This window comes from Marinitoga sp. 1155 (assembly GCF_001021175.1).
Classification (GTDB): domain Bacteria; phylum Thermotogota; class Thermotogae; order Petrotogales; family Petrotogaceae; genus Marinitoga.
This window is the reverse complement of the sequence record NZ_AZAX01000014.1, coordinates 12,400-29,473: the sequence shown is the minus strand read 5'-3', so window position 1 is coordinate 29,473 and position 17,074 is coordinate 12,400. Positions and strand designations below refer to the sequence as shown.

10 protein-coding genes are annotated in these 17,074 nt (G+C 28.2%); 5 read left to right on the top strand and 5 right to left on the bottom strand.

The window, feature by feature from the left end:
* Positions 1–2: 2 nt before the first annotated feature.
* Complete coding sequence (mutL, locus tag X274_RS05845) at positions 3–1,889, top strand: DNA mismatch repair endonuclease MutL (protein WP_047265881.1); 1,887 nt, start codon at positions 3–5, stop codon at positions 1,887–1,889.
* Positions 1,890–2,160: 271 nt separating this feature from the next.
* On the top strand, positions 2,161–3,129 hold the full coding sequence (locus X274_RS05840; RefSeq protein WP_047265880.1) for an asparagine synthetase A: 969 nt from the start codon (positions 2,161–2,163) through the stop codon (positions 3,127–3,129).
* 120 nt (positions 3,130–3,249) lie between these two features.
* Here X274_RS05840 and X274_RS11545 read toward each other — a convergent pair whose 3' ends face one another.
* Positions 3,250–5,337 (bottom strand): HAMP domain-containing methyl-accepting chemotaxis protein, encoded by a 2,088-nt coding sequence (locus X274_RS11545; protein ID WP_052913198.1) that lies wholly within the window; start codon positions 5,335–5,337, stop codon positions 3,250–3,252.
* Between the two features lie 254 nt (positions 5,338–5,591).
* On the opposite strand from X274_RS11545, the gene X274_RS05830 reads away from it, so the two are divergent.
* Both X274_RS05830 and X274_RS05825 read left to right on the top strand, forming a co-directional pair.
* Positions 5,592–7,706, top strand: coding sequence for a hypothetical protein (locus tag X274_RS05830; protein WP_047265879.1), 2,115 nt, complete (start codon positions 5,592–5,594; stop codon positions 7,704–7,706).
* A gap of 22 nt (positions 7,707–7,728) precedes the next feature.
* Positions 7,729–8,922, top strand: a complete 1,194-nt coding sequence (locus tag X274_RS05825) for a flagellin N-terminal helical domain-containing protein (protein ID WP_047265878.1) — start codon at positions 7,729–7,731, stop codon at positions 8,920–8,922.
* Positions 8,923–8,954: 32 nt separating this feature from the next.
* Here the strand turns inward: X274_RS05825 and X274_RS05820 are convergent, their stop codons facing one another.
* Genes X274_RS05820 through panC form a run of 3 tightly spaced genes read right to left on the bottom strand, consistent with a single transcriptional unit; the run spans position 8,955 to position 12,136 of the window.
* Positions 8,955–9,422 (bottom strand): chemotaxis protein CheW, encoded by a 468-nt coding sequence (locus X274_RS05820; protein ID WP_047265877.1) that lies wholly within the window; start codon positions 9,420–9,422, stop codon positions 8,955–8,957.
* Entirely contained in the window at positions 9,403–11,283 is a 1,881-nt protein-coding gene (locus X274_RS05815) for a methyl-accepting chemotaxis protein (RefSeq protein ID WP_047265876.1), read from the bottom strand. Before X274_RS05815 ends, X274_RS05820 begins: the two co-directional genes overlap by 20 nt.
* 10 nt (positions 11,284–11,293) lie before the next feature.
* Entirely contained in the window at positions 11,294–12,136 is an 843-nt protein-coding gene (gene panC / locus X274_RS05810) for a pantoate--beta-alanine ligase (RefSeq protein WP_047265875.1), read from the bottom strand.
* A 528-nt stretch (positions 12,137–12,664) separates the two neighbouring features.
* Between panC and X274_RS05805 the strand changes: the two genes are divergently transcribed.
* Entirely contained in the window at positions 12,665–16,423 is a 3,759-nt protein-coding gene (locus X274_RS05805) for a glucodextranase DOMON-like domain-containing protein (protein WP_052913197.1), read from the top strand.
* Between the two features lie 51 nt (positions 16,424–16,474).
* On the opposite strand, the gene tmk is transcribed toward X274_RS05805, so the two are convergent.
* The gene (gene tmk, locus X274_RS05800; RefSeq protein ID WP_047265874.1) at positions 16,475–17,071 is read right to left on the bottom strand and encodes a dTMP kinase; all 597 of its coding nucleotides are present in this window, start codon (positions 17,069–17,071) and stop codon (positions 16,475–16,477) included.
* Positions 17,072–17,074: the final 3 nt, after the last annotated feature.

The following is a 17,074-nucleotide window of genomic DNA, read 5'->3' as shown; positions in this document are numbered from 1 at the left end:
TTATGGCTATTGTTAAATTACCCGAATCGGTAATAATGAAAATCGCTGCTGGTGAAGTAGTTACCGGAACTTTTGCTGTTGTAAAAGAACTATTTGAAAACGCCATTGATGCCTATGCTGATAAAATTACTGTTGAAATAAAAGATGGTGGAAAAACATATATTAGAATTACAGATAATGGTGTAGGAATGTCTGAAGAGGAAATATTACTGGCTGTTCAACCACATACTACAAGTAAAATAAAAGACGTTAATGATTTATATAACATTCATACATACGGATTTAGAGGCGAAGCTTTAGCTGCTATTTCAAGAGTTTCAAGAATGAAAATAACATCTAAGAGAAAAACTGATGATATAGCTACAAGTGTTGAATTTGTGGGCGGGGAACCTATCAACTCTAAAAAAATAGCAGCTTCCAATGGCACAACAATAGAAGTGAGAGATTTATTTTTCAATTTACCTGCAAGAAGGAAATTTTTAAAATCTCCTGCTGTAGAAAGCAGGATGGTTACTGAAATTATTGAAAAATTCATACTGGCATCTAAAGTTGGTATTGATTATATAAAAGATAATAGAGTAGTATATTCTGTATCAAAAGATATCCCTTTAATTGAGAAAATAAATACTATATTTCCAGAAACAAACAAAGAAGATTTCTTTGAAATAAACCTTGAAGAAAAATGGTTTAAAATTAAAGGTTATATCTCACATCCAAGAGTAACAAGAAATAATAGAACTGCACAGGTATTTTTTATAAACAATAGATATATCCGTTCTGGAGAATTATTTGCAGTATTTGAAGCGGGTTATGGTGAAATGCTTGAATCAAGACGTCATCCATATGGAATTATATTTTTTGAAATCGATCCAAAAGAGGTGGATGTTAACGTTCATCCTCAAAAACTTGAGGTAAAAATTTCTGAGTCAAGAATTATTTATAATAGATTTAAAAAAATTATACGTGAGATGCTTATAAAAGAAACAAGATTTAAAATGTCTATTGACATTGAAAAAAGTAAAATTAAGCAAAATACTACCGATCATATAAGTTTAGAACGAGATTTAGATAAAAAAATAAATAATAATAATTCTTTTATTAAAGGAAACTCATACAATCAAATTCCAACAATATCAGAAAAAGAAGAAAAATATAATACATTTTTAATTAAAAAGAAAAAAGATAATAGAATAAATTTACATATTCAAAATGAAAAAAAGGTTAATAATTTCAAAGAAAAAAATACGCTAAAAAATCTTATTAATAGTAATATCATAAATAATATAAAACCGATTGAATCCAAAAAAGAAAAAACACCGAACTTAGACTACTATAAAATAATAGGCGTTGTTGCCAGTAGATATATAATCCTGGAGTTAAAGGATTCTATTCATTTTGTAGATTTTCATGCTGCGCATGAAAGGGTGTTATATGAAGATTTAAAAAAGGAATTTTTTGAAAATGGAAATATAACAACACAGATGGTAATGTTACCAATAGAACTAAATCTTGATGCAGTTAGAAAAGATATTTTGGAAGAACATATCGAAAAATTAAGAAAATTGGGATTTGAAATAACAAAAAATAGCGATGAATACTTTATTATGGGATTTCCATCCAATTTAAGAATAAATGATCCTCAAGCAACGATAATTGAAATACTTGATGAGTTACGACTTGAAGGTATAGAATCTTTAGACAAGGTATTTGACCATGCAATAGCCACAATGGCATGCAGAGCAGCGGTAAAAACCGGTGATGACCCTGTAGGGCTTGAAAAATTAGTTTCAAAAATTATTGAATATAATATCTTAACTTGTCCTCATGGAAGACCTATTTCAATGGAACTTTCTTTTAAGAAATTGGATGAATTTTTTGAACGTAGTTGACAATAGCAAAAAAATATAGTATAATATGAAAAAATCTTATAGGTGGTGTAACATATGATTATAATATTATCAATAAAATTAAATAATTTCAATAATAATAATATCAACCAGCGTTGGTGTAACGCGAGGTAGCTCGTTTTATATACAATCACCGGCGCTGGATGTTTTCATACCAGCGCCGGTTTTTTATTTAAATATAAAATAATTGAAAAACATATTACGGAGAGGGAGAGATTCTTATAAATTTAATTTTTTGAAGGGAGAGGGTATTATGACTAAAAAAACTATTGAAAGTAGGGAAAGAAAGGTTGACACTGTTGAATTGGTAAAAGAATATTTAGAAAATTCTGTTTTTAAAGACGCTACATTAATCCAACATGAAATTTTGAAAAGTATCAGACATGCACTGGATGAAAAAGGATTTGTGGAGTTGCTACCTGTTACTGTTTCTCCAATAACAGATCCACTAAACCATCCGCATTTTGAAGCTGAATTTGAATATTATGGTCAAAAATATTCAGTTACTAAATCTATGATATTGCACAAACAGGTTGCTGTTCTAGTTCATAAGAAAATTTATATAGTCTCACCAAATGTAAGACTTGAAACCGAAGATAAGATGGATTCTGGAAGACATTTATTTGATTTTGTTCAAATTGATATGGAAATGTTGGAGGCAAGCAGAGAAGAAGTTTTTGATGTAATGGAAGATGCTATTATTTATACAATCAAAAATATAAGAAAAAAATTCCCGGAAATAATTAGAAAATATCATCCATCATTAAAAACACCTTCTAAACCTTTTAAACGTTATACTGTTAAAGAACTAAAAGAGAAATATGGTGAAGATGATTATGAAAAAATTGCTTCTTTAAATGCTGATGAGCCATTTTGGATGATTGACATTCCTCTATTAGAAAGAGAATTTTATGATAAACAGGACCCTGAAAGACCTGATGTTTTACTTGATTTTGATTTAATTTATCCAGAAGGTTTTGAAGAAGCTGTTTCAGGTGGAGAAAGGGAACATGAATATGAACAGATATTAAAAAGAATGAAATTGAAAAATACACCACCCGAACAATTTGAAGATTATTTAAAAGTAGCAAAAGCTGGCATATTAAAGCATTCTGCTGGATGCGGCATTGGAATAGAAAGATTTACAAGATGGATACTTTCACTTGACCATGTGGAGAAAACGAGACTATTTGCCAAAACACCTGGAAAACACTCAATATAATAAAAGGGGCATTAGCCCCTTTTATTATATTGAAATTATTATTAATTTTATATTTTTGTAATTTTGCTTTTTATTTACTCACTATAATAAAGGTGCATGTAAATGTACCTTTATTATATGTTATATCTTGAATTTGTTTATTAAATTCATCAATGATTTGGATAATTTATTTCCTTCTTCTGCATTTTCATTAACCTGTCTGGAACTTTCATTTTGTTGTTCTATCGCATTTACCATATATTTAACCTGATCAGATATTTCGGATATCACTTTTGATATTCTATCCATAGCAGCAGCCATTTCTTCTGTAGATGCACTTTGTTCTTCTGCAGCAGAAGATAACTCATGTACTTTCATAACCATTTCTTCAACTCTATCATGAATTATTTTAAACTGCGAAACTATATTTTCTGATTCATCATCGATATTTTTAATGACTTTTACTACTTTGTTTGTTGCTTCGTTAGCGCTTAATGCTCCATCTTTTACTGAAATCAATATCTTTGCTATTTCTTCCGTAGATGCTTTACTCTGTTCTGCAAGCTTTCTAATTTCATCAGCAACAACAGCAAATCCTTTTCCAGCTTCACCAGCCCTTGCCGCTTCTATTGCTGCGTTTAGAGCCAACAGATTTGTTTGCTCTGTTATTTGATTTATAGTTTCTACTATATTACCAATATTTTGTACTTTCTCGGCTAATTCATTTACTTTTTCCTGAGTGTTTTGTGATTCTGTTACTGCATTTTCAACTATATCGACTATTTTCTTTACTGATTTCTCACCATTCACTGCAGCTTCTGATGTTTCATTTGCTTTATAGGATAATTCTTCTGCATTTGTAGATATCATTTGAGCAGAACTTGCAATTTCTTCAACCCCAGACGAAACTTCCTCAACAGATGCAGATGCATCTTCTGTATTTGATTCTATAACTTTTGATTGTGAAGCTAAATCTTCTGAAATTGCATTTTGTTCTTCGGATATTGAGGCTAGTGTATTAGAGGATAACGCCAGTTTATCAGATGCATTGTATATTTGTTTCATTGAATCTCGTAAATCACATGCCATTTTGTCCAATGCGCTGGCCATTTGAGCAATTTCATCTTTTCCCTTTATTTTAAAGGCTACTGTTAAATCTCCTTTTCCAAATGATTGGATTTTTTTCATCAATGTTCTTATTGAGGTTATTATGTTCTTTATAATTAACCAACCAAATATAATAGAGATTAAAACTCCTATACCTATTGAAGAGATAACCACTATTAACGCCTGTTTCACTTTTGAAACTGTTTCTTCACCTTTATGAAGAGCTTCTGTTTTATTATAAGCAACTATTTTTTTCAACACATTTGCCGTTTCCTCAAACAAAGGAAGATTAATATTTAAACTTTGATCTGCCATTTGCTCTTTTAATTGTAAAGCTTCATCTGCTATTTGATTTATTGTTTCAAAAGTTTCGAATATATTTTCTAAATACGGTATAAGAGAATTATTATATACTCTCTGCATTAATGCTATCTGTTTTTCATTCTTCTTTTTTATAACATTGTTTATAGTTTTTGCTGTTTTTAAAAATCCTTCATTATATTTTTTCATATCACTTAACATATCAATTAAATAATCATTTTCTGTTTTATAAGAATCTAACCATTTACCAAAAGCACTATTTCTTGGATTCAACTCTTCGTTAAAAGGCTCTTTTTCAAGGATTGCTTTTTCAATTATCCAGGCCAGTCTATACAATTCGCTTTCATATGTTTTTATATCAAGTTTTAAAGATTTCGGATCCAATATTTTTGTTTCATCTAATTGTTTTGATAAGTTCATAAATTTTGTATGTTCTTTTTTCCATATACTTAATTTGTTTTTATAGTCTTTCCAATATTTTGATTCTTCTACAGACAGATTAAAACTTTCATATTCTTTAATTAACTGATTAATTGAATCCCATATTTCTTTCATTCTTTTGTATTCTTCTTCTCTTAATTTTGCATCAGTCAAACCTAATAAAGTCATTTCAGACTTTTCTATAGATGTTTGAAGCTGATGTATTGACAATATTTTTTGAACTTTAGGTAAGTTTTTATTGGCAATATCTAAAACATAGTTTTTTATATTATTTGTAGACAGCAACCCTAAAACTCCTATTATTATTGCAATTACTACTATTACCGAAAATCCAGAAATTATTTTAGCCTTTAAGCTCATATAATCATCACCTCCAATGTTGTGTACAGTATTATATCAATAATATACTAAAAAATCAAAAACCAATTTTAAACATATATTGACAAGTACATATAAATAATGACAATCTATGTCAAAAATTTATTTAAAATTTTATAATTTTATTTTACTGTATATTTTTAATTATTTTTAATATTCTATCTTTGATATTTATTTAGGAAAATTTCTTTCTTTAAAGAATGATAAATTGAAAGATTATTCCATGGAGGGATTCTATGAAAAAAGTTCTATATATAGTGATAATTATATTATTATTCATATTTTCATCCTGTTTAAAACCTGTTGAATCAAAATTTAAAATAGTTGTAGAAATCTCCTTTTCAGCACAAACAAAGACTGTGATAAATAAGGATATAAATGATGCAACAGGTGAAATTATATTAAGAATAGATTCTCCCCTTGCAAATATTGGACAGGCTTATTTAAAAATAATAAATACTGAAAACACTGAGAATATCAAAACTATTAATTTAAATCCTTTGAATCAAAACACTTTATCTGGCACATATAAATTAACAGAGCCAGGAAAATATGAAATAATTGGTATTTTTAATATCGGTGGAGAAGAACATACAAGTAAAAATAAATTATATATTAATGTTTATGATTATAAAAAAGAATTAGAACCTTCTTTAAAATTCAAAAATGTAGAGGATGGGAGTTTTATTGAGAATAACGAATATTATCCATATAGAAATTATTCCATAATTGTATCCATTGATCCGAAAATTATATATAGCAGTGATTTTTCATACAAAATATTCTTGGATAATTCTTTAATTGAAAATGGTACTTTAAAAAACAAAACTTTTGAATCAACACCAATATTTTTAAAAAAGAAAAATCACATTGTCTCTGTTGAAGTATATGACACAACGAATAATGGGTTTGGAAGAACAACGGTAGAACTAAATCCTAAAAATATAGATACTTCTTTTAATTTAATAACAAAAATTCATAAAAATGATTTCAATGGGCCAATTATAACAAATAATTCAACTTTGTCAACTATTGATCCAATATATATTGTGATGGATATAAAAGAAAATTATGATTTACCAGCATCCTATCTTTTTAATATATCCAATGGTGATAATGAAATAACCCAAGTTACTACCGAAAAAAAACAATTCAAATATGGTCCAATATATTTGAATGATGGTATTAATAATTTAAATATAATCGCTAAAAATTTAATTTCAAAAGATTCAACTGAAAATAATTATACATTTAATGTGGAAAAGATCGAAGAATTTTCTGCTACTCTCAATATATATAAAAAAGATTATCTTGATAATGAAATAAAAATAGATGATAAATCGTTATTAACTGATAAGGATCCTATTTTTTTCAAAGTGTTAGTTAATAAAAATTATGATTTTTCAAATGATTTAAATTATAAATTTTTATTGAAAAAAGATGGTATTGATTATAAAAAACTGGATATAACAACTAATAGTACTATTTTAGAAACAGAAAAGATGCTTTTAAATTCTGGAAATTATGAACTCGAATTAACAATAACAAAATCCGATACGAGTTTTTCAAAAAAATTTTATAAGACCTTTAAAGTTTCTAAATCTATTAATAATTTTAACTTAAATTTTTCTTTAATACAGAAAAATTCAGATGCAAGCACTACTTTATATTATTTACCTGAAAAAATTATCGTTGATCCAGAGTCCACCAGATTAAATGATTTTGATGTGAATTTTGATATAAAATCGGAATATTCATATCCAGCAACCTATGTATATTCTATTTATATTAATAATAATGAATTGTTTAAATCAAATCCTGTTCAAACGAGAACATTTAAATATACCTCTTATGAATTTCCAGAAGGGCATAATTATATTCAACTTAAAGTTAAAGATATAGATAGTAATTATTCTGTAACCAAAGATTTTGAAGTTTTGGTGAAAGAGAAAAATCCTCCAAAATTATATAGGATTTCAATTGAAGGTACAGACGTTTTTTCAAAAGAAAATACATATGATTTTTATAATTTAGAAATTAGCAATCCCATCGTTAATCCAAGAATTATTATTGAATTCTATGATGAATCTGAAATAGAACAAAAAGCATCTTTAAATGTTAGCATAAATATTCCTGAAACTGGAACAAATACCATAATAAATATTCCTATTTCAGCCAGTCAAAAAAATAAATTTATAAAATATAGCGGAATACTTGAAAATATAACACTCGATTCTTCTCAAACTTGGACAATAAAAATAGATCCTTCTCAAATTGAAGATGAATTCGGAAATACTCGAGCAAATGCTGCTGAAAGTATACCTTATACTATCAATTTTAAAACCAAATAACATAAACACGGAGGTGTAACTTATGAGGATTTATCACAACATGGAAGCCTTAAATGCATGGCGAACTTTATCCAACGTAAAAGGAAGTATGGGTAAAACTTTAGAAAAACTTTCTTCTGGTTTAAGAATTAATAGAGCTGCTGATGATGCTGCTGGATTGGCTATTTCAGAAAAAATGAGAAACCAGATAAAAGGTCTCGATAAAGCTATTAAAAATGCTCAAGACGCTGTATCAATGATTCAAACTGCTGAAGGTGCGCTTAATGAGGTGCATTCAATATTAAAACGTATGAGAGAATTAGCTGTCCAATCCTCAACAGAAACAAATACCGATGCAGATAGAGATCAATTACAAAATGAATTTCAGGAATTAAGAGATGAAATTAACAGAATTGCAAAAACTACACAGTTTAATACAAAAAACTTATTAGATGGTTCAATTAAAGGAACAAGAACAGCTGAAGCTAAAATTGTTGCTCCAGGTTCCGCTCACTTCGCAGTTGGAGCATATTCATCAAACATCACAACAAGTGGTAACTTTATTATTGAAGTTGGACAATTTAGAGGTGGCGCAACATCACAATTAGATATAAAAATTTCAAGAATTGATTCAAATGGAGTTGCTCAGGTTACAATTGCAAATGTAACTTTATCCGGTTCAAGAATAGCTGTTACATTAAGTGGGGGGTCAGCAACTATTGGTATTACATGGGATTCAAACCAAATTGCTAAAATAAATGATTATGGTGGAACTCTGGCTTCGGGAACCAAAGTTGATGGTGGTTCTGTAGCTGTATATGGTATTGTTACGTCAAATGTCGATCCTATAAAATTCCATATTGGTGCAAATGAAGGTCAGATTATTACTTTAGGTTTTGAAAGTATGAAGGCAGATGATTTGGGGATTTCCTCTAATGTAAAGATAAGTTCACAAAGTGATGCAGAATTTGCAATTAGCGCTCTCGACGCTGCAGTATATAGAGTATCTGCATTTAGAGCAAAATTAGGGGCTTCTCAGAATAGGTTGGAACATACTATTAAGAACTTAGGAGTTGCTCAGGAAAACTTAACGGCTGCTGAAAGTCGTATTAGAGATGCTGATATGGCTAAAGAAATGGCCGAATACACAAAACAACAAATTTTATTACAATCAGGTACTGCTATGCTTTCTCAAGCTAATCAATTACCTCAACAGGTTACACAATTACTTAGATAAAAATTCCGGCAAAAGCCGGAATTTTATTTTTTTTATTTATTTTTTAAAATCTTCTCAACATTGATTATCAAAACAATTTCATTTTCTAAAGAAAAAGTGTTTTCAACAAAATAAAATTCCTGCATTTCATCTCCAACATCATTTAACGCCATTTGTTCTACGGGGATTACATCAATAATTTTATTCGTAAAAAAACCATAATTTTTCTTTTCAAATTCAAAATTTATTATAATATTATCTTTATTGTATTCTTGGAATTTTTCACTTAATAATCTATTTAAATCAATTAATGTAATAGGTTGATTATTTTGGGTTACCACTCCTACAATAAATTCTGGAGTATTTGGCAAATCCTTTTTTTCAGAAGCAGGAATAAACTCTTTTATATTATCTGTTTTTAATGCATAAGTTATCTCATCTGCTTTAAAAACAACATAATATTCAATTTTCTCTTTTAAAAGTATTACTTTTTTTAATTCTTTAAACGGATTCTTCTTCATTAGTTTCACTTCCTGATTCTTCCTTTTTTTCTATGGCTTCTAATTTTTTAAATATATCTTCAAGGTTTTTTGGTGTTTTTCTTGAAATAAACATTTTCTTTAACTCATCATAATTTTTTTCTATATCTTTAAAATTATCTACTATACTATCCATAATATTTTTATTTTTATTTATGATAAGCTTTAATAAATTAAGTGCATTTTTTACCTGAGCAGATGATATAGAATATTCTTTAATAAAATTTTCTATATCATTATAGCTTGTAGAAACAGTTCTAATTTCAGAAATATTTAAATCTATGGTTTTAAATAATTCATCTAATGTATTTTTATATTCATTTAAATCTTCAATGATATGAAAAATATGAGAATGTGTTTTTGAATTATATTCTTTTAGTACATAAGACATATCTCTCATATCCGATGCAATTACTGCAAATGTTAATGAATTTTTCTCTTTTGATGCTTCTAAAGCGGCATTTAAAGATAATATTTCTGCTCTAAAAGATAATTCACTTACTTTTTCAGAAATATCTGTTATTTTAGAAATCAATTCATTGAAATAAGGAATTTTAGCCTTTGATTTTAATAGATTATGACGCAATTTTTCGAGCTCTTTATCATAAGAATTCAATTTGCTTTTAAAATTATCGGAAACCTTTTGTGAATCATATACAGATTGTGATATTGCTTCAAAAGTTTTTGAAAGCTTTTCAATAGTATTGTTTTCTTCATTTATCCTTGATACTTCTTCCTGAATTAAAGCACTTGTTTTATTTATATTATTTTCCAGATTATTAATCTGTCTGGAAAAACTATTAAATTGTTCTTTTAAATTTACCATTGTTAGCTGCAAGTTATCCGAAAAATCAACAAACATGGGTTCTCTTACATTTATTGTAGAATCAAAGTTCATTTCATTTATTTTTTTCAATTCTGTTTTCATTATATCAATTGATTTATAAAATCTTTTTTTCAATATAATATGATTAAAAAGTATTTCCAAAAAGCTCAGGAATAAAAACAACCCTAATCCAATTAAATAATATTTTGTAAAGGATGGAAATATAAGTTTTTTTTCAACATAAAACCCCATTTTCCAGTTTATATAATCGATTTTGCTTACAAAAAGCAAATAATCTTTTTTATTTTTACTTATTTTCATGAAACCATCTGAATTTTTTAAATCTCTTATTATATTATCTCGAAAATTCTTGGCAAATGTACTGGAATTAATACTTCCATCATTGTTAACGCTAAAATAACTACCAAGATTATCTACAAAAAATATTTCCCCTTTTTTCTTAAATTTAAAAGCATTTGTACTTAAAAATAATTCTTTTAAGTTTAGCGAACCGCCAAAAATGTATTTTTTACCATTTTCATAGTGTTCAACTGCAATTATTATAGCAGTATTTCCAGATATTTTAGAAGTGAAAATATCACTAATTGCCCATTTTTTATTATTGGTATATATTTCTTGAAAATATCTATATCGCGAAATATTTGTAAATATATTTGAACTTGAAATACTTTCTCCATCAGAATTTGCTATGAAAAATTCCTCGAATTCTGGAAATTCTTTTAATTTGCTTTTTAAATATTGTAGTATATTGGATGTTTTAGTGGAATTATAAGAAATTTGTTTTGGCATTAATTTTAATTTTTCTACTTCATTTTCAAAATATAGAGAAATATAATCTCCTTTACTTTCTAAATTATTCATTATACTTTCTGTAATAGGGTTAGAAATATTTTCCCCCAGATCAAATTGAAAAAAATAAATTATAACAATTATTAAAATCCCTAAAATAGAAATAGATACTAAATTCAACAGCCCCTTCATAGATATTCTAAACATTTATATCCTCCTATCCCAAAATAATATTATCAATTAACCTTGCTTTTCCAACAAAAGCAGCTACTGCAATGAGAACTTTATCAGAAATATTTTCAACATTTTCAAGAGTATATTCATCAACAATCTCAATATAATCAACCTTTACTAAAGGATATTCATTAAAAATTTTTTGCATTTCAGTTTTAATTTTTTTGGCACTTTTTTCACCGTTTTCATATAATTCTTTTGCTTTTTTTAATGATTTATTCAACGCAAGTGCCTGTATTCTCTCTTCTTTACTTAAATAGATATTTCTTGAACTCATTGCTAATCCATCATGTTCCCTGATAATAGGCATTTCAATCATCTGGACATCCATATTTAAATCATTAACCATCTTTCTTAAAACTCTAAATTGCTGAGCATCCTTCTGACCAAAATATGCTCTGGTAGGTCTTACAATATTAAACAATTTAGAAACAATAGTTGTTACACCCTTAAAATGTCCAGGTCTTGATTTTCCACAAAGAACTTTTGTCAATTTTATTTCCTCAACATAAGTTGAATAATTTTCTGGATATATTTCTTCCACAGATGGATGAAAAATGTAATCCACATTAAATGGTTTTAGCATTTCCATATCTCTTTCCATATCTCTCGGATATCTATCAAAATCTTCATTTGGACCAAATTGTGTTGGATTTACAAAAATACTTACTATAACAATATCATTATCTTTTCTTGCTTGCTCTACAAGAGATAAATGCCCTTTATGCAAATATCCCATAGTTGGAACAAAACCTATAGTTTTACCTTTTTTTATTAACTCATTTCTAATGTTCTTCATTTTATTTATATTATTGATTATTTCCATAAATTTCCCTCCATTCATTTTAAGAAAATCTAACTAAAAGAATTTTACCACATAATGAAATTTTTTCAAAAATAAAAATCTTATAGGTTGTCTAAAAAGTCTCAAATGAAACGAAGGCTCGAAGATTGCCCTTAACACACCTACGGTGGGTTATTGGATTAAAAATTGGATTTTAATAAAAAAACCTTTGAGCTATTGCTCTCCTTTTCCCTTAGATTTTTTATACCTAAAAAATCTAAGCGTAAATGAAAGCCGTCAAAAAAACAGGACGTTTTTTTGAGTGAAGCTTTTTCATGGATGAAAAATCGATGCGACGGCTGAGAATGAATAATTTTAAGGATAAGCAATCGAGCTGCCTGAGTGAATTTGATTTTTTAGACATCGTAAAAATCTCATTTAGCTTTTTATATATGATATTTATAAAAAACTTGAAATTTTATATCATATTAGTGTATAATTTCAAATGGTTATTGTTATAAATATATAAACACAAAAATTATATTATTTTAAAAGGGGGTTACATTTACTATGAGTAAAAAGTTCTCTAAGATTTTTTTTGTAGTTGTATTTATAGTTTTATCGATATTTTTAATTAGTTGTAGTGCTCAAACAGAACAAAAAGTTTCACCAGGTGAAATAAAATCTGAAATTAATGCTACTGATGTGGAGAACGCAGAAAAAACTAGCGAATCTCTTATTGAATTAACCTTTGAAGTAACTTTACCAGAGAATACTCCAGAAGATGAAAATATTTATATTGTTGGATCGTTTAATGATTGGAATCCAAAAGATGATAATTATCTTTTAAAAAGAAATGGAAATATTGGAACAGTTGTTTTAAATGTTGAAAAGGATACAGAAATTGAATACAAATACACGAGAGGAAATTGGGGGACTGTTGAAAAAGATAAAGATGGTGGTGAAATTGAAAATAGAAAAGTTATTGCTGATGAGACTAAAACTATAAAAGATGTTGTTGAAAGTTGGGCAGATGTTCCAGCCGAAATAAAAACAAAAGCTCAACCAGGTGAAAAAGCAAAAGTTATATTTGAAGTAAATCTTCCACAAAATACACCCATCTCTGATTCTATATATATTGTTGGCAACTTTAACAATTGGGATCCAGGCCAGCTTGAAATGGAAAGAAAAGGGAATAAAGCTGTTTATACACTGGATACTGAAGTAGGAAAAAGATTGGAATACAAATATACAAGAGGAAATTGGGATACTGTTGAAAAAGATGAAAATGGCGAAGAAATTTCAAATAGAGTATTAATAGTAACAGATACTGAACAATTGCAAATAGATAAGATTGCTTCATGGAGAGATATTCCACCACAAGAAACTTCAAATTCATCAGAAACACCTGAAGTAAAAAACATTTCTGATGAAGCAATTGAAAACTTTTTATCTTCAATTCCAAAAGGTGATGAGAATAAAGAACCATTAAAAGTTGCTATTGTATGGCATCATCATCAACCATCATATAAAATTCCAGGAAGTTTAAATGCTGAAATGCCATGGGTTAGAGCACATGCTATAAATGATTATCCATATATGGCAGATTTGGTTGACAAATATTTGACTTCTGGAAGTGTTACATTTAATATTACACCAGTGCTTTTGATGCAGTTAATGGATTACGTTAATAATAATGCTAAAGATAAATATTTGGAACTTTCTTTAAAAGATAATTTAACTGATAAAGAAAAAGAATTTGTAAAATGGCATTTTTTTGATATAAATCCACAATTTATTGATTCTCACCCAAGATATAAAGAATTAAGAGAAAAAAGAGATAAAAATGAAAAATTTACTTCCCAAGATTGGTTGGATTTAAAAGTGGTATGGAATCTATACTGGATAAATATAGAGTATATAAATTCAGATGAAAAGTTGAAAGCATTAATGGAAAAAGATAGAGATTATACAAAAGAAGATTTGAAATATGTAATATCAAAACAATATGAAATTATGTCTGAAATAGTGGATAAATATAAAAAATTGTGGGATGAAGGAAAGGTAGAAATAACTACAACACCATATTATCATCCAATACTCCCTTTATTGGTTGATATGGGATGGCCTGAAGATGCAAAAGCACAAATCAAAAGAGGTTTAGAATATTTCACAAAAATATTTGGCAAAAAACCAGAAGGTATGTGGCCTTCAGAGCAGGCTGTAAGCACACCTCTTGTCCCTATGTTTGCAGACGATGGAATAAAATGGATAATAACAGATAAACAGATATTACAAAAGGCAGGAATTAATACAGGAGATCCCAAACAATTATATAAACCATATAAAGTAACGGTGGATGGGAAAAGTGTTATAGTATTTTTTAGAGATACCGACTTATCTGATAGAATTGGATTTAAATATTCAAATATGTCAAAAGAAAATGCAATTAAAGACTTTTTGAGTGCCTTGCATAAAATTCAAAAGATGAATGATGTGGGAGATATGGTTGTTACAATTGCTCTTGATGGAGAAAATGCCTGGGAACATTATCCTAATAATGGAAATGATTTTAGAAAACTATTTTATCAGGCTTTATCAAATGATCCGTATATAGAATTGGTAACTCCAGGTGAATATATAGAAAGTTATGATATTAAAGATGAATTAACTCAATTACCAAAAGGTTCATGGGTAGGAGGAAGTTTAGATACATGGTATGGTGAAAAAGAAGAAAATGAAGGATGGGAAAGATTAGCTCAAGCCAGAAAAGTTTTAATGGAAAATAAAGATAAATTAACAGAAAAAGAATTTAAAAAAGCTCTTGACATATTATATGCAGCAGAAGGTAGTGACTGGTTTTGGTGGTATGGAAGTGACCAGGATGCAGGTTCAAATGAAGTATTATTTGATATGCAATTCAAAAAATTATTAATACAGATTTATAGAAAAGTAGGTATTTCAGAAGAAAAAATTCCTGGATATTTATTCATAGCAAATAAGAAACCATCTACTGCTTCAAAAGGAAATATTGGAAAAGTAGAAATTACTTTAGATGGAATTATTGATGAAAAAGAAATGACGAAAAGCGCATATTATTCAGATGATGATTCTGGCGTAATGTACAAAGAAGGGGATTTGATTTCAGGCTTTTATGTAGGAAGGGATAATGCAAACATATATGTAGCTATTGAATTAAAAAAATCTATCGATGATTTAGCGGGAAAATACTACAAACTTGAAATTTATACCGATACTCCAAATGCAAAACGTCTAAATACAAAAACTGCCTATTCAAAATCTGGAGAAAAAATAACTGATCTGGGTTTTGCACTTGCAAAAAGATTTAGTTTTAATATACAAAAGTACCCGGCAAGAAAAGACCTATATTATTATAATGCAAGTGGCACAGAGCGCTGGATGATAGGTGGAAAGGTTCCGGATTTAATAGCAGTTAATGGAAATATAGTAGAATTTAAAATACCATTTGATTTAATTGGAATTAAAAGCGGAGATGAATTCAATCTTGCAGTTGTTATGGCTCATACAGAAAAAAATAACTCTAAAGACGTTGATTTTGCTCCAAATTCAGGTCCTGTCCACATAACAATACCAAAAGAGATTGGTGGAAAATTAATAAAGACCTTTAAGGATCCTGTTGGTGATGAAGATGGTCCGGGTGGATATATTTATCCAAAGGACAATGCTTTTAAACCATTTAAAGGTTTATGGGATATAGAGTGGGTAAAAGTATATGATGCAGATGATTCAATTGTATTCAAATTCAAATTTGGAGAAATGACAAATCCATGGGGAGCTCCAAAAGGTTTTTCACATCAACTAATTAATATATACCTTGATACGAAAAATGGAGGATTAACAAAAACATATAAAGATGGCGCAAGAGTCCAATTTGATAAAAAACATCCATGGGATTATTTTATAAAGGTTGCTGGATGGCCATCATATGGTCAATTGCTTGCTACAGTTGATGGTCAGGAAATTCCAGAAGGTGTTCAGGTGGAAGCTGATCCTGGAGAAAAAATTATAACTGTAATTGTAATGAAAAAATTCCTTGAAATAAAAGATAATAGAATTTATGCATATTTTATGGTTGGTTCTCAGGATGGTTATGGAGCAGATCATTATAGAGCTGTAACTCCAGAAAATACTCAATGGACACTTGGAGGATATCCAGAAAATGCAGGAGATTTTGGACCTTATGTTCTTGATATAATTGTCCCAGAAGGATATGAGCAATATAGTATATTATCCAGTTATACTGACTCAGAATATGCAACATTAATACCAGTAGAAATTGATTTTTAAAAAGCTCTTTATAAAAAGAAACAACCCAGATATCGCGGGTTGTTTCTTTGTTTATATATATTTTTTTATTATTTTCAATAATATATCAAATTCTTCATTCAAATCCAATTCGCCATTAATTATTTCAATATCTCTTTCGGGAAACCAATTTTTTAACCTTAAAAATCCATTTCTAACCTTTTCAAAAAAAGCTTTATTTTCCTTTTCGATCCTATCTTTTTTCTTATTTTTCATTCTCTTAAAAGATGTTTCAACAGATATATCAACAACAATTGTTAAATCCGGGATAATACCATCTAATGCATGTTTATTTATTTCAAAAACTTCTTTCCAACCTAATTCGCGGGCATATCCCTGATATACTATAGATGAGTCTACGAATCTATCTAAAATAATAATTTTTTCCATATTTGGTTTTATTAATTCCTCCACCAATTGTGCTCTACTCGCTGCAAATAACAATGCCTCACTTATATGACATATATTATAATCTCCCAATAACAACTCCCTGATCTTTTCGCCAAGCTCAGTTCCACCTGGTTCTCTGTTCCATATAACATTATATTTTTTCAATTTAAAATATTCTGCTAACTTTTTAGATAAAGTAGATTTTCCAGAACTTTCTATACCTTCAAAAGTTATTAACATAGT